The sequence below is a fragment of the Variovorax sp. UMC13 genome (genome assembly GCF_014170375.1).
Lineage (GTDB): Bacteria > Pseudomonadota > Gammaproteobacteria > Burkholderiales > Burkholderiaceae_C > Variovorax.
Map to the genome: position 1 here is coordinate 51,875 of NZ_LZZW01000002.1, position 15,977 is coordinate 67,851.

General features: G+C 67.1%; 16 protein-coding genes and 1 pseudogene. 10 read left to right on the forward strand and 7 right to left on the reverse strand.

Annotated elements, in window-relative coordinates; all coding sequences use genetic code 11:
* Positions 1–18: 18 nt before the first annotated feature.
* From A9977_RS00515 to A9977_RS00530, 4 genes are all read right to left on the reverse strand, one after another.
* Positions 19–492: a CreA family protein gene (locus A9977_RS00515; RefSeq protein WP_183022905.1), complete on the reverse strand. Its 474-nt coding sequence runs from the start codon at positions 490–492 to the stop codon at positions 19–21.
* 8 nt (positions 493–500) lie between these two features.
* On the reverse strand, positions 501–1,055 hold the full coding sequence (locus tag A9977_RS00520) for an NUDIX hydrolase (protein WP_183022906.1): 555 nt from the start codon (positions 1,053–1,055) through the stop codon (positions 501–503).
* A 3-nt stretch (positions 1,056–1,058) separates the two neighbouring features.
* A complete protein-coding gene (locus tag A9977_RS00525) occupies positions 1,059–1,760 on the reverse strand; it encodes a fumarylacetoacetate hydrolase family protein (RefSeq protein WP_183022907.1) in 702 nt (233 codons plus the stop codon).
* Between the two features lie 129 nt (positions 1,761–1,889).
* Positions 1,890–2,951, reverse strand: a complete 1,062-nt coding sequence (locus A9977_RS00530) for a porin (protein WP_183022908.1) — start codon at positions 2,949–2,951, stop codon at positions 1,890–1,892.
* Between the two features lie 233 nt (positions 2,952–3,184).
* On the opposite strand from A9977_RS00530, the gene maiA reads away from it, so the two are divergent.
* Positions 3,185–3,835 carry a maleylacetoacetate isomerase gene (maiA, locus tag A9977_RS00535; protein ID WP_183022954.1) on the forward strand — a complete coding sequence of 217 codons (651 nt, stop codon included), beginning with the start codon at positions 3,185–3,187 and terminating at the stop codon, positions 3,833–3,835.
* A 117-nt stretch (positions 3,836–3,952) separates the two neighbouring features.
* Entirely contained in the window at positions 3,953–4,705 is a 753-nt protein-coding gene (pgeF, locus tag A9977_RS00540) for a peptidoglycan editing factor PgeF (protein ID WP_183022909.1), read from the forward strand.
* Here pgeF and A9977_RS00545 read toward each other — a convergent pair.
* Positions 4,637–4,945 (reverse strand): hypothetical protein, encoded by a 309-nt coding sequence (locus A9977_RS00545; protein ID WP_183022910.1) that lies wholly within the window; start codon positions 4,943–4,945, stop codon positions 4,637–4,639. The two genes, pgeF and A9977_RS00545, sit on opposite strands and share 69 nt — an antisense overlap.
* A gap of 112 nt (positions 4,946–5,057) precedes the next feature.
* Between A9977_RS00545 and phaC the strand changes: the two genes are divergently transcribed.
* From phaC to A9977_RS00575, 6 genes are read left to right on the forward strand one after another with little or no spacing between them, the layout of a single operon-like run.
* On the forward strand, positions 5,058–6,755 hold the full coding sequence (gene phaC, locus A9977_RS00550) for a class I poly(R)-hydroxyalkanoic acid synthase (RefSeq protein WP_183022911.1): 1,698 nt from the start codon (positions 5,058–5,060) through the stop codon (positions 6,753–6,755).
* 52 nt (positions 6,756–6,807) lie between these two features.
* Positions 6,808–7,986, forward strand: a complete 1,179-nt coding sequence (locus tag A9977_RS00555; protein ID WP_183022912.1) for an acetyl-CoA C-acetyltransferase — start codon at positions 6,808–6,810, stop codon at positions 7,984–7,986.
* Between the two features lie 37 nt (positions 7,987–8,023).
* On the forward strand, positions 8,024–9,148 hold the full coding sequence (locus A9977_RS00560; protein WP_183022913.1) for a saccharopine dehydrogenase family protein: 1,125 nt from the start codon (positions 8,024–8,026) through the stop codon (positions 9,146–9,148).
* A gap of 17 nt (positions 9,149–9,165) precedes the next feature.
* A complete protein-coding gene (locus A9977_RS00565; protein WP_183022955.1) occupies positions 9,166–9,516 on the forward strand; it encodes a DoxX-like family protein in 351 nt (116 codons plus the stop codon).
* Positions 9,513–9,989 (forward strand): DUF2269 domain-containing protein, encoded by a 477-nt coding sequence (locus A9977_RS00570; RefSeq protein ID WP_183022914.1) that lies wholly within the window; start codon positions 9,513–9,515, stop codon positions 9,987–9,989. The genes A9977_RS00565 and A9977_RS00570 overlap by 4 nt, the downstream gene beginning before the upstream one ends.
* Complete coding sequence (locus A9977_RS00575) at positions 9,986–10,435, forward strand: putative toxin-antitoxin system toxin component, PIN family (RefSeq protein ID WP_310936068.1); 450 nt, start codon at positions 9,986–9,988, stop codon at positions 10,433–10,435. Before A9977_RS00570 ends, A9977_RS00575 begins: the two co-directional genes overlap by 4 nt.
* On the opposite strand, the pseudogene A9977_RS00580 reads toward A9977_RS00575, so the two are convergent.
* Both A9977_RS00580 and A9977_RS00585 read right to left on the reverse strand, forming a co-directional pair.
* Positions 10,432–10,819 (reverse strand): annotated as a pseudogene (locus tag A9977_RS00580) (5-methyltetrahydropteroyltriglutamate--homocysteine S-methyltransferase); the annotation flags it as partial. The gene A9977_RS00575 and the pseudogene A9977_RS00580 sit on opposite strands and share 4 nt — an antisense overlap.
* 165 nt (positions 10,820–10,984) lie before the next feature.
* Positions 10,985–11,212 (reverse strand): hypothetical protein, encoded by a 228-nt coding sequence (locus A9977_RS00585; protein WP_183022916.1) that lies wholly within the window; start codon positions 11,210–11,212, stop codon positions 10,985–10,987.
* 232 nt (positions 11,213–11,444) lie between these two features.
* Between A9977_RS00585 and A9977_RS00590 the strand changes: the two genes are divergently transcribed.
* Both A9977_RS00590 and A9977_RS00595 read left to right on the forward strand, forming a co-directional pair.
* Entirely contained in the window at positions 11,445–15,632 is a 4,188-nt protein-coding gene (locus A9977_RS00590; protein WP_183022917.1) for an RHS repeat-associated core domain-containing protein, read from the forward strand.
* Positions 15,629–15,976 carry an Imm58 family immunity protein gene (locus A9977_RS00595; protein WP_310936069.1) on the forward strand — a complete coding sequence of 116 codons (348 nt, stop codon included), beginning with the start codon at positions 15,629–15,631 and terminating at the stop codon, positions 15,974–15,976. Before A9977_RS00590 ends, A9977_RS00595 begins: the two co-directional genes overlap by 4 nt.
* The last annotated feature ends 1 nt before the right edge of the window (position 15,977 follow it).

Below are 15,977 nucleotides of genomic sequence, written 5' to 3' on the forward strand. Positions count from 1 at the left end.
CGTGCGGGTTCGCTTCGTCTACTTCAGGGGAATCGGCGTGGCCCGGTCGACCGGCACCGCGGTCACGCTGTTCTGCGGCGAGCCCTCGACCAGCCGGTCGGAGTAGCTCAGGTAGACCAGCGTGTTGCGCTTGGCGTCGACCATGCGCACCACGCGCAGGCGCTTGAACATGATCGACTGGCGCTCGCTGAAGATCTCGTCGCGCTTTTTGATCGGCTCGGTGAAGCTCACTGGGCCGACCTGGCGGCAGGCGATCGAGGCCTCGGCCTTGTCCTCGGCCAGGCCGAAGGCGCCCTTGACGCCACCGGTCTTGGCGCGCGAGACATAGCAGGTCACGCCGGCGACCTGCGGGTCGTCGTAGGCCTCGACCACGATCTTGTGGTCGGGGCCGATGAGCTTGAAGACCGTGTCGACCTCGCCCACCTGCTCGGCGCCGGCCGTGCAGGCGGCGATGGCGCCGAAGAGAACGAAGGCGAGGCGTTGGGTCTTCATGAAGAGGTTCAAGTGATGTCCAGGGTGTGCACGCGGTCGAAATTGCCGCGCCGACGGTCGTCGAAATAGCAGCGCAGCGCCTCGCGCACCGTGCGGAAGGCGATCTCGTCCCAGGGAATCTCTTCCTCGGTGAAGAGCTTCGCCTCGATGGTCTCGTGGCCCGGGTCGAACACGTCGTCGAGCAGGCGCGCGCGGTAGAACAGGTGGACCTGGCCCACGCGGATCACGCTCATCACGGCGAACAGGCCTTCGATCTCGAAGTGCGCGCCGGCCTCTTCATCGGTCTCGCGCGCGGCGCCCTGGGCCGTCGATTCGTTGAGTTCCATGAAACCGGCCGGCAGCGTCCACTTGCCCCAGCGCGGTTCGATGTTGCGCTTGCACAGCAGCACGCGCTCGCCCAGCACGGGGATGGTGCCCACCACGTTGACCGGGTTCTCGTAGTGGATGGTGTGGCAGGCCGGGCACACGGCGCGCTCGCGTGTGTCGCCGTCGTCGGGCACGCGGTAGACCACGGCGGTGCCGCAGTTCTTGCAGTGCTTGATGGGAAGGTGGATGACGCTCATCGCTCAGACGATCTTCACGGTGAGGGTCGGCAGGCCGGCCACGGTGCCGACCAGCGTGTCGCCCGCGACCACCGCGGTCACGCCCTCGGGCGTGCCGGTGAAGATCAGGTCGCCGGGCTGCAGCTCCCAGGCGGCCGACAGGTGCTCGATGGTCTCGGCGATGTTCCAGATCAGCTTGCTCACCGTGCTGCGCTGGCGGTCGCTGCCGTTGACCTGCAGCGCGATCTCGGCGTTGGGTGCGTCGCCGGCCTCAGCCACGGGCACGATCGGGCCGATGGGCGCGCTCTGCTCGAAGCTCTTGCCGATGTCCCAGGGGCGGCCCTGCTTCTTCATCTCGCCCTGCAGGTCGCGCCGGGTCATGTCCAGGCCCACGGCATAGCCGAAGATGTGTTTTTGCGCATCGGCCGCGGCGATGTTCTTGCCACCGGTGCCGATGGCCACCACCAGCTCGATCTCGTGGTGCAGGTTGTGGGTGAGCGAAGGGTAGGCCATGGTGCCGGTCTGGCCGGCATCGACCACCACCACCGCGTCGGCCGGCTTCATGAAGAAGAAGGGCGGCTCGCGGCCGGTGAAGCCCATTTCCTTGGCATGTTCCTCGTAGTTGCGGCCCACGCAGTAGATGCGGTGCACCGGGAAGCGGGCGGGCTGGCCGGCGACGGGGATGCTGACCACGGCCGGCGCGGGGAAAACGTACTCGGAAGCCATTTGCTTGTTCGTCCTTTGAAGCGAGAACGGCAGTTTGCCAGAGGCGCAACGAAGACGTGCCGCGGCGCCCCTTCGCAGGGACGGCGCGGCACGCGTCAGGTCAGGGCCCGTGGAGGCCGCTGGCGGGGATCAGAAGCTGTGGCGCAGGCCCAGTTCGTAGCCGGTCACGCTGCTGCCCAGCGCGATGGTCGGGCTGGCCAGCGAGGACGAGGACACGGCCAGGCCGCGGTTCGCGCGGTCGTCGTTGCTCACGCGGGCGATGGTGCCGTAGACCTGGGTGCGCTTGGACAGGTTGTAGCCGTAGCCCAGCGCGAACTTGTCCGAGTCGGCGTTGTCGATGTCCTTGCGCTGGAAGTGGCTGTAGGCCGCGCGGATCTCGCCGGCGCCCACGGGCACGGTCACACCCACGCCCAGCAGGTCGACGCGGCGGCCGTTGCCCTTCTCGCTGGCGTACACGATCATGGGCTTGGCGACGCCGAAGTTGTACGAGGCGCCGATGTTGGTCGACTTGTAGTCCACGCCCACGGCAGTGGTGCCGCCGCGCGTCTCGCCGTAGCCCAGGGTCACGTTCAGCGGGCCCGAACCGTAGCCCAGGCGCAGGGCGACCGAGTCGCGCAGCGTGTCGTTGGCCACGTTCGAGACCTGTTCGCCGAAGGCGTACTGGACCTGGCCGTAGAAGCCGCCCAGCGTGGCGGGCAGCAGGTAGTTGATGCCGTTGCTGGTGCGCTTGGGCGCGCTGCCTTCGGGCGTGCCGACCGCCGAGGAGGCGCTGCCGACCAGGTTCGAGCCGCCGATGCCGCCCACGCCGACGTCGCCGAAGGGATCGAAGGTCTCGATGTTGAGGTAGGCCGGCGACTTGTCGCGGCCCAGGCGCAGCTCGCCCAGTTCGTTGGTCGACAGGCTCACGGTCGAGCGGCGGTCGAAGGACAGGCCGGCGCTGTTGCCGTTGTCGACGTTGATGCCGGCTTCGAGCCAGAAGCCCGCGGCCAGGCCGCCGCCGAGGTCCTCGACGCCGCGGAAGCCCAGGCGGCTGCTCGACTGGCCGCCGTTGGCCAGGCCGGTGATGCTGGAATTGTCGGCCTTGATGTGGGCCAGCGAGGCGTCGAGCACACCGAAGAGCTGGACGTTGGATTGGGCGAAGGCGCCGGCGGCGGCGGTCAGGGCCGCGATGGCGACGAGAGTGTTTTTCATGGAAGTCGTTTCTTCGTTGGGGGGATGCCGGCGGCTGCTTGCGCGGGGCGCCGGACATGCGCGTGGCGCCCGTTGCCGGGCGCCTTCCGATTAGAGAAACTTTGTGTGACAACTCAGGGTAAACCCGTGCGTCGAGGGGGTAAGCAAGGCGCTTCGTCATCGGGACGTGATAGGCCCTCGGGCCCGTGTGCCGGGGCCCCGCCGCGCAGGGGCCGCGATATGCTCGATGCATGATGAAGCTGCACAACTACTTTCGCTCCTCCTCCTCGTACCGCGTGCGCATCGCGCTGAACCTCAAGGGCCTGGCCTACGACTACGTGCCGGTGCACATCGCGCGCGGCGAGAACCACCAGGCGCCGTTCAACACGCTGTCGGCCGACATGCTGGTGCCGGTGCTGGAAGAGGATGCGTCGTCGGGCGGCGAACTGTTCTCGCAGTCGATGGCGATCATCGAATACCTCGACGAACTGCACCCCGAGCCGCCGCTGCTGCCGCACGACCCGGTGGGCCGCCAGCGCGTGCGCGCACTGGCGCAGATGATCGCCTGCGAGATCCACCCGATCAACAACCTGCGCGTGCTCAAGTACCTGGTGCGCGAGCTCAAGGTCGACGAGGCCGCCAAGAACGCCTGGTACCGCCACTGGGTGCGCGACGGCCTCGAAGCCTTCGAGCGCCAGCTGGCACGCCTGCCCGCCAGCCTCTACTGCTACGGCAACACGCCCACGCTGGCCGACTGCTGCCTGGTGCCGCAGATCTTCAACGCCCAGCGTTTCGACGCCGACCTGAGCGGCCTGCCGCGCACGATGGCGGCGTATGAAGCGGCGATGCAGCTCGATGCGTTTCAACGCGCGCAACCTTCCCACTGCCCTGACGCAGAAACATGACTCACCCCCGATGCGCCTTCGGCGCCTCCCCCTCCAGGGGGCGATACCAGTGGCCCGGCGAAGCCGGTTCCACGGTATCTCTGGCGCAGATCCGTTCCGTGCTGATGCGGGTCGCCGATGTCGCAGCTTGAGCGCCTGGACTGGCTGCAGCCCGACTGGCCCGCGCCCGCGGGCGTGCGGGCCGTCTGCACCACGCGCGCGGGCGGCGTCTCGCAGGGCGCCTGGCGCGGGCTGAACCTCGGCGACCATGTGGGCGATGACCCGGCGCATGTGGCCGCCAACCGGGCGCAGTTGCGCGCGGCCATCGGTGCGAAGGCGGTGTTCCTGCAGCAGGTCCATGGCGCCGACGTGCTGGCGCTGCAGCCCGGCACGCCCGACGGCGCGGTGGCCGATGCCTGCACCACCACCCACGCGGGCCTGGCCTGCACGATGATGGTGGCCGACTGCCTGCCGGTGCTGTTCACCGATGCGCAGGGCCGGCGCGTGGCGGCCGCGCATGCAGGCTGGCGCGGCCTGGCCGCGGGCGTGCTCGAGCGCAGCGTCGACAGCTTCGGTGAAGCGCGTCCCATCGCCTGGCTCGGCCCTTGCATCGGGCCGCAGGCCTTCGAGGTCGGCGACGAGGTCAAGGCCGCGTTCGAGGCGTCATCGGCCGAGGCTGGGCAATGCTTTCGCCCCACGGGCGCCCCGGGCAAGTGGTGGGCCGACCTGCCCGCGCTCGCGCGCCAGCGGCTGCGCTCGGCCGGCGTGACGGGGATCTACGGCAACGACGGCAGCGAGGCCTGGTGCACGGTGCGCAATCCGTTACGGTTTTTCTCGCACCGGCGCGACGGTGTCAGCGGGCGCTTCGCCGCCGCCATCTGGCGCGTCTGATGCCGCCTTGGCGGCGGCCGCGAGGCGCGCGGCTTCACGGGCCGCGGCTTCCTTTTCCTTCAGTGCCCGGCGCCGCGCGGGCGTGCTCATCAGGTAAACCACCAGGGACAGCGGCAGCAGGCCATAGAGTAGAAAGGTGAAGATGGCGCCCAGCACCGTGCCGTTCGTGTTGGTGGCTTCGGCCACGGCCATCATCACGGTGACGTAGAGCCAGGCGATGATCACGAGGTAGAGAGACATGGGATGCGAAGGAGGGAAAGAGAAAAGCTGAAATGCGCGGGCGCCGCGTTGTGGGCACCCATCGAATGCAGGATACTCAAAATCAAAAGCAGTCCAGGAACCAGGAGAACCCATGAAGCAGCAGGCCGCATCCTCCGATGCCTTCACCCCGTTCCAGGAAGCATTGACCCAAGGCTGGCAGAAGGCGTTGTCGTCCTTCCAGTCGATGGGCGCGCCCGGTGCCGCACCCGAGATACCCCGCTTGAGCTTCGCCCCCGACAAGCTCAAGGCGATCCAGGAACAGTACGTGGCCGAGGCCGGCGAACTCTGGCGCAAGGGCATGAGCGCGCAACCTGCGGCCGACAAGCGTTTTGCCGGCGAAGCCTGGACGAGCAACCCGCTGTCGGCCTTCGCCGCCGCCGTCTACCTGCTCAATGCGCGCACGCTGCTGGGCATGGCCGACGCGGTCGAGAGCGATGCCAAAACCCGCGCCCGCCTGCGCTTCGCGATCGAGCAATGGCTCGCGGCCTCCTCGCCCAGCAACTCGCTGGCCTTCAACGCCGAGGCGCAGCAGAAGGCGCTCGAAAGCCGCGGCGAGAGCATTGCCAAGGGCGTGCAGAACCTGGTCCATGACATCCAGCAGGGCCACCTGAGCATGACCGACGAGAGCGCCTTCGAGGTCGGCCGCAACGTCGCGACCACCGAGGGCGCGGTGGTGTTCGAAAACGAGCTGTTCCAGCTGCTCGAGTACAAGCCGCTCACGGCCAAGGTCCACGAGCGGCCCTTCCTGCTGGTGCCGCCCTGCATCAACAAGTTCTACATCCTCGACCTGCAGCCCGAGAACTCGCTGATCCGCTATGCGGTCGAGCAGGGCCATCGGGTGTTCGTCGTGAGCTGGCGCAACCCCGACGAGTCGATGCGCGAGTTCACCTGGGACCGCTACATCGAGGACGCGGCCATCAAGGCCATCCACGTGGTGCAGGAGATCGGTGGCAGCCCGCAGATCAACGCGCTGGGCTTCTGCGTCGGCGGCACCATCCTGGGCACCGCGCTGGCGGTGCTGGCCGCGCGCGGCGAGAAGCCGGCCGCCTCGGTCACGCTGCTGACCACGCTGCTCGACTTCCAGGACACCGGCATCCTCGACATCTTCATCGACGAGGCGATGGTCAAGCTGCGCGAGATGCAGATGGGGCAGGGCGGCCTGCTGCCGGGCATGGACCTGGCGTCGACCTTCAGCTTCCTGCGCCCCAACGACCTGGTGTGGAACTACGTGGTGGGCAACTACCTCAAGGGCGAGACCCCGCCGCCCTTCGACCTGCTCTACTGGAACAGCGACGCGACCAACCTGCCCGGCCCCTTCTACGCCTGGTACCTGCGCAACACCTACCTCGAGAACAAGCTGGCCCAGCCCAACGCGCTGACCGTCTGCGGCGAGCAGATCGACCTGGGCCGCATCGACATCCCGGCCTACATCTACGGCTCGCGCGAGGACCACATCGTGCCCATCGGCGGCGCTTATGCGTCGACGCAACTGCTGAGCGGCAAGAAGCGCTTCGTGATGGGGGCCTCGGGCCACATCGCGGGCGTGATCAACCCGCCGGCCAAGAAGAAGCGCAGCCACTGGATCCGCGAGGACGGCAAGCTACCCCAGGCGCAGTCCGAGTGGCTGGCCGGCGCGGTCGAGCATCCGGGCAGCTGGTGGACCGACTGGTCGCAATGGCTCAAGGGCCATGCGGGCAAGCAGATCCCCGCGCCCAAGGCCTACGGCAAGGGCCGCAGCTATGTGGCTGGCGAGCCGGCGCCGGGCCGCTACGTCAAGGCCCGCGCCTGAACATCCTTTTCCTTTTTTTCATTCCAGCCCAAAGCAACGGAGAGCATTCATCATGGAAGACATCGTCATCGTTTCAGCCGCCCGCACCGCCGTCGGCAAGTTCGGCGGCTCGCTGGCCGGCATCGCCGCCACCGAGCTCGGCGCCATCGTGATCAAGGAAGTGCTGGCGCGCGCCGGCCGCTCGCCCGAGGAGATCGGCGAAGTCATCATGGGCCAGGTGCTGGCCGCGGGCGCGGGCCAGAACCCCGCGCGCCAGGCCCTGCTCAAGGGCGGCCTGACCAAGGCCACGCCGGGCCTGACCATCAACGCCGTCTGCGGCTCGGGCCTGAAGGCCGTGATGCTCGCGGCGCAGGCCGTGGCCACGGGCGACAGCGAGATCGTGATCGCCGGCGGCCAGGAGAACATGAGCCTGGCGCCGCACGTGCTGCCGAATTCGCGCAACGGCCAGCGCATGGGCGACTGGAAGCTGGTCGACACCATGATCGTCGACGGCCTGTGGGACGTCTACAACCAGTACCACATGGGCATCACGGCCGAGAACGTGGCCAAGCAGTACAACATCGACCGCGCGTCGCAGGACGAACTCGCCCTGGGCAGCCAGACCAAGGCCGCGGCCGCGCAGGACGCCGGCAAGTTCAAGGACGAGATCACGGCCGTCACCATTCCGCAGAAGAAGGGCGACCCCATCGTCTTCGACAAGGACGAGTTCATCAACCGCAAGTCGAGCGCCGAAGGCCTGGCCGCGCTGCGCCCCGCCTTCGACAAGGCTGGTGGCGTGACGGCCGGCAATGCCTCGGGCCTCAACGACGGCGCGGCCGCCGTGATGGTGATGACGGCCAAGAAGGCCGCCGCGCTGGGCCTGACGCCGCTGGGCCGCATCGCGAGCTACGCCACCGTGGGCCTCGACCCGGCGATCATGGGCATGGGCCCGGTCGGTGCCTCGAAGAAGGCGCTGGAGCGCGCGGGCTGGAAGGCCGCCGACCTCGACGTGCTGGAGATCAACGAAGCCTTTGCGGCCCAGGCCTGCGCGGTGAACCGCGAGATGGGCTGGGACGTGAGCAAGGTCAACGTCAACGGCGGCGCGATCGCCATCGGCCATCCGATCGGCGCGTCCGGCTGCCGCATCCTGGTGACGCTGCTGCACGAGATGAAGCGCCAGAACGCCAAGAAGGGCATCGCCTCGCTGTGCATCGGCGGCGGCATGGGCGTGGCCCTGACCATCGAGCGTTGAGCGCCGGCTTCGGCGGCGGCCCGCGGGCCGGCGCTTCGTGAAGACGCTGGTCCTCGGCGGCTACGGCAATTTCGGCGCGCGCATCGTGCGCGCGCTGGCCGGCGACCCGGCGATCGCGCTGTGCATCGGCGGCCGCGACCTGCGGCGCGCCGAAGCACTGGCGGCCGAGGTGGGGCAGGGGGCGGTCGGCATCGCCATCGACCTCTCGTCCGCCGACTTCGCCGCGCAGTTGCGCCGGCTGGGCATCGAATTGCTGATCCACACGGCCGGCCCGTTCCAGGTGCAGGGCTATGGCGTGGCCGAGGCCGCGGCGGCGGCCGGCGCGCACTACATCGATCTCTCGGACGGGCGCCGCTTCGTCTGCGATTTTCCGGCGGCGCTCGATGCGCGCTTTCGTGCCGCCGGCCGCAGTGCCGTGTGCGGCGCGAGCACCGTGCCCGCGCTGTCCTCGGCCGTGGTCGACGAACTGGCGCGCGGCTGGCAGCGCGTCGACGTCATCGACACCTGCATCGCGCCGGCCCAGACCGCGCCGCGCGGCGAGGCCACGATGGCCGCGGTGCTGGGCTATTGCGGCGCGCCGGTCGAGGTCTGGGACCAGGGCCGCTGGCAGGCGCGGCGCGGCTGGGCCGCCCCTTCGCGCGTCCACTTCGAGCGGCTGCGGCCGCGGCTGGGTGCGCTGTGCGACATCCCCGACCTCGAACTCTTCCCGGCACGCTACGGCGTGTCGCAGCGCGTGATGTTCCGCGCCGCGCTCGAGCTGGGCTTCGCGCAGCGGGCCTTCGCCACGCTGGCTGCCCTGCGCGGGGCGGGCCTGCTGCCCGATCCCGCGCGCTGGGCGAAATGGCTCAACAGGGCCGCGGGCACCATCGACTTCCTGGGCTCGGCACTGGGCGGCATGGTGGTGCGCGTGCAGGGCCTCGATGCGGGCGGCCGGCCGGCCCGCGTGGCCTGGCACATCGCGGCCGACGACGACCACGGGCCCGAGATCCCCTGCATGGCCGCGATCCTGCTGGCGCGTCGCTGGGCACGCGGAGAGCCCGCACCGGTGGGGGCGTTCACCAGCAGCGGCCTGCTGGCGCTGGCCGAGTTCGCGCCCGAGTTCGCGCGCTGGGGCATGGTGACCGACCTGCGCGTCGAGACCGCATCGGAGTTCCGGCCGTGAACGCAGCGTCCCGTGACATGGCCTGGCTGCGCTTCAGCCTGGTCTTCGTGTGGCTCGCGACCGCGGCGGCTAGCGTGTGGGAACTCGACGGCCAGAGCACCGAGCTGCTGGTCGCGGCCGGCGTCGGCGACCCGGCGCTGCGGCGCGGCCTGATCCTGGGCGGCGCGGCCGTCGATGCGCTGCTGGGCCTGCTGCTGTGGGCGCGGCCGACGCGCGCCGTCTACTTCGCGGCGCTGGCTGCGATGGTCGGCATGACGGTGGTCGCGACGCTGTTGCTGCCCGCGCTGTGGCTGCATCCGCTCGGGCCCCTGACCAAGAACCTGCCCATCGCCGCGGCGCTGTGGCTGCTGGCGAGCCCAAGACGATGAGCCTCTACCTGACCCTCAAGTGGCTGCACATCCTGTCGAGCGTGGTGCTGGTCGGCACCGGCTTCGGCTCGGCCTACTACATGTTCTTCGCCAACCGCAGCGGCAGCGTGGCAGCGCAGGCCGTGGTGGCGCGGCTGGTGGTGCGGGCCGACTGGTGGTTCACCACGCCCACCATCGTGCTGCAGCCGGCCACCGGCCTCGCGATGGCGCATCTGGCCGGCCTGCCGCTGAGCACGCCCTGGCTGATGCTCTCGCTGGGCCTGTTCGTCCTGGCCGGCGCCTGCTGGCTGCCCGTGGTGTGGCTGCAGCTGCAGCTGGCCGCGATGGCACAGGCGGCGGCGCGCGATGGCACGCCTCTGCCCGAACGCTTCGCCCGCTATGCGCGCTACTGGGAATGGCTGGGCTACCCGGCCTTCGTGGCGATGCTGGGCATCTTCTATCTCATGGTGGCCAAGCCGGCCCTGTTCTCGTGACCCCTGATCCCTCTGCCGACGACACCGCGATCGTCATCGACACCAACATCGTGCTCGACCTGCTGGTCTTCGACGACCCGCGCTGGGCCGCGTTGCGCGCGGCGCTGGCCGCGGGCACGCTGCGGTGGCTGGCCACCGCAGCGATGCGCGTCGAGCTCGCACGCGTGCTGGGCTATCCGCTGATCGTGCGGCGGCTGGCCAAGGACGCGCGCGCGCCCGAAGCGGTGCTGGCCGCCTTCGATGCGCAGGCGCGCATCGTGCAAGAGACACCGCCGCGCGCGCGTTTCGTCTGCAAGGACCCCGACGACCAGGTCTTCATCGACCTCGCGGTGATGCACCGTGCGCGGCTGCTGAGCAAGGACCAGGCGGTGCTGGTGATGCGCAAGCGGCTCGCGACGCTGGGTGTGACCGTGGCGCCGAGTTACGAAGCCCCGCCTGCGGGCTAGTCGGTGCGCCAGATCTCGCGCGCCGTCTCGATCACCAGCCGCAGCTTGTTGCGCTGCGCCTCGACCGCGATGTTGTTGCCGTGCACCGTGCTCGAGAAGCCGCATTGCGGCGACAGCGCGAGCCGTTCTAGCGGCACGTACTTCGCGGCGTCGTCGATGCGGCGCTTGAGTTCGTCCTTGTCTTCCATCTCGCCGAACTTGGTGGTCACCAGGCCCAGCACCACGGTCTTGCCCTTGGGCAGGTAGCGCAGCGGCTTGAAGTCGCCCGAACGCGTGCCGTCGTAGTCCGTGAAGTGGGCCCCGAGGTCCATCTCTTTCAGAGCGCCTCTGCCACGTGTCGTAGTTGCCAGCGGCGGCGTGCGTGCTCTTGACGTTGCCGCGGCAAGGTGAATGAGCAGCAGCATGCGGTCTCGTGGTGACGGGCGATCAGGCTATGCGCCTGCTCGAGCATGTAATGTGATCGATACCGTGACGAGGACGTTTGCGTCGTGCCGCTTCGCTTGCGATTTTTCCGATCGATGTCTGCGCCCTGCGCTGCAGTCAACGCCCTCATTCGCGGATCGTCGGCGATGCAAAAGACCGCCGGCTGAAATCGGCTCTTGGAACCTTCGCTTTGGTTTGAAAAGTCAATGGAATATCCAGCTCAAGAAGAGCACGAAATTGATATTTCTTGGTGTGAATCTCCGGTTGGTTTTGGCCATGTGCCACCAAAATTACGCGCCTGTCAGAACGTCCGCACTCTTTCGACGGCGAAGACAGCAGGGAGGAATAGAACATGAACCGCCAGTTCTATCGGGCGTGCATCGCCTTGCTCATCGCAGGGATTGGAGGGGCAGGGAGCGTTCGGGCGCAGCAAGTGCTATATGCGACCTCGCCTACAAGGCTAACTGGCGTCCCTTACTTTGAGGGGCCGACAGCGCAAGCCGTTTGCAGTGCGCTTGCAAACTCACAAGGGTTGAATGCTCTCGGCACAGTAGAGGCACAAGGGAAAGGAGACTATGCGATTTGCGTGGTCCAGATAGTCGATTCCAAAGGGGTCGCCCGCCCGTCTCCGTTCGGCCATGCTGTTCTCATCAACTCACCGGATGTGGATCCGCCCGAAGACAAGTCCTGCCAAGCGGGTGCGCAGTTCGGCAACCCGATCGCGCCGGTCACTGGCGAGAAGATCGAACGGATCCAGGACCTTCTTGATCCTGGTGCCTACCCGCTGGCGTTCGAGCGCATATACCGCAGCAACCGTCCCGCGCGCTCGGCCGCAAACAACGGTCCGGTCAATGTGTCGGGCTTTGGCGGCGGCTGGACGCACAACCACGCCACCTTTCTGATGGCGACTGCGGCGAACTCGCCGGCCACGGCATCGGTCCAGACCCCCTGGGGCCCCGTAAGGGCCTTCACACAGGCAGCGCCGGGCGGCGCCTGGCAAGCGATGGACCATGCCGACACCCTGACCGACAGTGGCTCGACGTGGACCTATAGGCGAGCCGACGACGATGTCACACAGGTCTTCGCGAAGTCGGGGCTCCTGCTGAGCGAGAGCACCCGCGACGGCCATGTGACCGCCTACGCTTACGTCGGCGATCGACTGACCAGCGTCACCGGCCCCACGGGCCGTGTGCTCAACCTGTCATACGACGGCAGCAACCGGCTCTCGAGCGTCGGGGCGCCCGGAGCGAGGAGTGTGCAGTACGGCTATGACACGCAAGGCCGACTGGTTTCGGGAACGCGGGGGGACGGCACCACCGAGCAGTACGTCTATGGGAACGCGACGTTCGCCCAATTGCTCACCGGAAAGTTGGACGAGCTCGGCAACGCCTCCACCTTCACCTACGACGCCCAAGGCCGGGCGTTGAGTTCGGAGAAGCCGGGTGGGGTGGATCGCTACGCGATTGACTACAGTGACGTTGGCACTACAAACGCTTCCGTGACCGGGCCGATCGGTACGCCGGTGACCTATCTCTACAGCAAGAAAGCCAAGCAATTGGCCGTGATGCTTGCCACGGCGCCTTCATCCACGGGTGGCAACGATGCCTTTCAGCGGACGCAGAACGCCAACGGCCTGATCGACAGGGAGACCGACTTCAAAGGCGTTCGCACAGACTACATCTGGGATACAGCGCGACGGTTGCCGACTTCGGTGACGCGCGCGGCGGGCACTGCGGATGCGACGGAAACGAAGACGCAATGGCATGCCAACTTCGCACTGCCTGTGCTGGTGACGCAGGCAGGTCGCACGACGGCCTACACCTACGATGCGCAAGGGCGCTTGCTGAGCAGGCTCGTGACGGACACCTCCGCCTCACCCAACACCAGCAGAACCTGGAGCTGGAGCTACGACGCCAACGGCCTGGTGGAAACCGCGACGCAACCCAATGGCGCCGTCACGCACTACAGCTACGACTCGGCGGGTAACGCCCTCAGTGCGACGAATGCGCTGGGGCATGCCATCCACTACGTATGGGACAGCGGCAATCGGCTCACCAGCCAGGCCGACCCCAACGGGCTGGTCACCGCATTCACCTGGGACGCGCGAGATCGCCTCCTGACGCGAACCACTGGCTCGGGGGCGCTGGCCCAGACCACCACCTACACGTACAACCTCACTGGCACCCTGGCGACGGCAGCCCTGCCGAATGGCCTGCAGTGGAGCTTCAGCTACGACGCGGCGAGCCGGTTGATCGGTTGGAGCAACAACCGGGGCGAGCAGGGCGCCTACACGTTGGACGCCATGGGCAACCGCGTGAGCGAGCAGATCGGAAAAACCGGTGGCGCCGTGGCGTACAGCCTTGCGCGCACCGTGAACGGCATCAACCGCGTGACCGGGGTGACGCAAGGACAAAACCAGAGCACGAGTTTTTCCTACGACGCCAACGGCGAGCCCACCGGGTTCACCAACGGTCTGAACCAGCGCACCTCCTACATGCTGGACGGCCTGCGCCGCGTGAAGACAGTCACCGATGCCGCCAACGCCTCGGCCAGCCTGGCTTACAACGCGCTGGGCGCCGTCACCCAGGCGAGCGATTTCAAGGGAGTGACCACCACTTATGGACGCGACGCTGCCGGCAACGCCACGGCGGAGAACAGTGCCGACCAGGGGGGCCTCAGCACGCAGTACGACGCCCTGGGCCTTCCAAGCCAGCTCATCGACGCGTTGGGCCAGGCCACGACGATCACCCGCGATGCGCTGGGCCGCCTGACCAGCTTGGCATTTGCCGACGGCAAGACCAGCACGCTGCGCTACGACCTCACGCCCAGCAGCAGGGGCTACCTGTCCGAGATCGTCGACCGCAGCGGCGTCACCGAATACACGCGCGACACCTTCGGCCGCGTGACCCTCAAGACACAGACCCTCGTCAACGGCAGCGTGCAGCAATTGAGCTATGGCTACAACGCCAATGGCACGCTCGCCAGCATCGGCTACCCGGGCGGCGCCACGCTGACCCATGTCTACGATGCCACGGGGCGCCTGAGCGGCCTGAACTGGAACGGCAGCCCGTTGGTGAGCGGCATCGCCTGGAATCCGATGGGCAAACCCGTGGCGTGGACGTGGGCGTTTGCCAGCCCCGCCATGGTCGCCAGCCGAAGCTACGACACGGCGGGCCGCATGACCACCACGGACTTCAGCAGCTATGTGTACGACGCGGCGGGCCGCATCACGAGCCTCACGCAAGGCCTCTATGGGCCGGCCGATGCCGATCCTGCCCACAACACCATCGCCGCCGCCGACCTCACCTGGGCGGTTGGCTACGACAACGTCGGCCGCATCACCAGCTTCAACGCCACGGACAACACCGCCGGGTTCGGCTACGACGCCAATGGCAACCGAAGCAGCAGCATGCGGGTGCGCAATGGCCAGACCACGGAGCGTGCCTACACCGCCGACACCGCGAGCAATCGCCTCAGCGGTTTTGCCCAGACTATCAATGGCGCGAGCAACACCAGCGTGGTCTATGGCTACAACGCCAATGGCGATCTCGTGAGCGACGGCCTGCGCAGCTTCACCTACGACGCCGAGGGTCGTCTGGCCGCCGCCACGACGGGCGCCAGCGACACGAGCCCGACCACACGCTATGCCCACAACGCATTGGGCCAGCGCGTCTTCAAGACCGATCCGCTGTATCCGCCAGCGCAGGGCGATGAGAACGACCCGGGCTTCATGCAGAGCCTTATGAATTTCTTCACGCGCCTGTGGAGTCCGGTCCAAGCGGACGCAGAGAAACTTGGCAGTGCCTATGTCTACGACGAGCAGGGGACACTGCTCTCGGAACTGGGCACCGGCGGCGCGAATGGCACAGATCGCGCGCAGTACATCTACCTCCCCACGGCCAATGGCCCCATGCCGATCGCGTTCATTGTCAACGGCACGCCTTATGCGGTGTACAGCGACCACCTGAACACGCCACGCAAGTTGACCAATGCGGATGGGCTGCCCGTCTGGCAGTGGAATTACAGTGCGTTCGGCGAGGACAAGCCGACGATCTTGAAGAATCGGTTTGCGGACTTGGAAGTGAAGCCGAATCCGGGCATGACCGGGATGTCGGAGGTGAAGTTCAATCTGAGGTATCCGGGGCAGTATTACGACCAGGAGAGTGGGCTCAACTACAACTACTTCCGAAGCTACAACGCAACGACGGGGCGCTATAGCCAGGGCGACCCGATTGGACTGGATGGCGGGTGGAATCGATTCGGATACGTGGATGGAAATCCGCTTGGCGCGGTCGATCCTGCAGGGTTGGCGGCGTGTATGGTCGAATTCCCAGACATGCCAATCGACACAGGCTTGGGCTTCAGCTCAACGAGCCTTGGAGGGCACGGTGGCGTGCTCGGCTATGGAAGTGATGGGGCCACTCGGTACTACGAGTACGGGCGGTACCCGCCCAACGCATCGGGCGTGATAGGCGAGCGCTTGCCTGCTGACGACGGCAATTACCGGAGGCTTGGGGTTCCCAACCTTAAGATGGGGCGAGATGGCGAGCCAACGCCAGCCTCCCTTGACGCCCTCAAGGGCGCCCTCTCTCGTGGCGCTGGAAAAGGCACGCCAGTAACATTGACGTGTACGAAGGACGCGAACGAGAAAAAGGTCTACGACTACGCTGAACAGCTAGCGCGCAACAAGAGTCGACCGGCATACAGTTGGAAACCATGGTCGGCCAATCAATGCAGAACGTTCGCGCGAGATGCGCTAGGAGCGAGCCGGTGATTGAGAAAACCCCACTTCGCATGACCCTTCTGGTTGGCGCCTTGGTTACGTCGCTTCTCGCCTGCGGGATATTTGCCTATCTGTGGATCGATCGATCAGTGACGCTCAGCTATGCCGAGGCTGGGAGCCGCTCAACTGAGCAGGCGCGGGATTTAGCGTTCGCACTGCTTGCGCACGAGTGGTCTGGCCTTTCTGAAGACGAAGTCCTGAAGCGGCTTAACGCCGAGACTGCGCGGCGCCCGCAAGACAAGATTCTTGTGAAGCACGAACCACTCGATCACGTCATCTGGTTCGATAGCATCCGATTTGAATTCCAAACTGACCGACTTGCGAAAATACGCTAGT

Bases quoted from the DNA above. Each gene is read 5' to 3' on its own strand.
- A9977_RS00515 (WP_183022905.1), bottom strand. From the start codon at position 492: ATGAAGACCCAACGCCTCGCCTTCGTTCTCTTCGGCGCCATCGCCGCC.
- A9977_RS00520 (WP_183022906.1), bottom strand. From the start codon at position 1,055: ATGAGCGTCATCCACCTTCCCATCAAGCACTGCAAGAACTGCGGCACC.
- A9977_RS00525 (WP_183022907.1), bottom strand. From the start codon at position 1,760: ATGGCTTCCGAGTACGTTTTCCCCGCGCCGGCCGTGGTCAGCATCCCC.
- A9977_RS00530 (WP_183022908.1), bottom strand. From the start codon at position 2,951: ATGAAAAACACTCTCGTCGCCATCGCGGCCCTGACCGCCGCCGCCGGC.
- maiA (WP_183022954.1), top strand. From the start codon at position 3,185: ATGAAGCTGCACAACTACTTTCGCTCCTCCTCCTCGTACCGCGTGCGC.
- pgeF (WP_183022909.1), top strand. From the start codon at position 3,953: ATGTCGCAGCTTGAGCGCCTGGACTGGCTGCAGCCCGACTGGCCCGCG.
- A9977_RS00545 (WP_183022910.1), bottom strand. From the start codon at position 4,945: ATGTCTCTCTACCTCGTGATCATCGCCTGGCTCTACGTCACCGTGATG.
- phaC (WP_183022911.1), top strand. From the start codon at position 5,058: ATGAAGCAGCAGGCCGCATCCTCCGATGCCTTCACCCCGTTCCAGGAA.
- A9977_RS00555 (WP_183022912.1), top strand. From the start codon at position 6,808: ATGGAAGACATCGTCATCGTTTCAGCCGCCCGCACCGCCGTCGGCAAG.
- A9977_RS00565 (WP_183022955.1), top strand. From the start codon at position 9,166: ATGGCCTGGCTGCGCTTCAGCCTGGTCTTCGTGTGGCTCGCGACCGCG.
- A9977_RS00570 (WP_183022914.1), top strand. From the start codon at position 9,513: ATGAGCCTCTACCTGACCCTCAAGTGGCTGCACATCCTGTCGAGCGTG.
- A9977_RS00585 (WP_183022916.1), bottom strand. From the start codon at position 11,212: ATGTTCTATTCCTCCCTGCTGTCTTCGCCGTCGAAAGAGTGCGGACGT.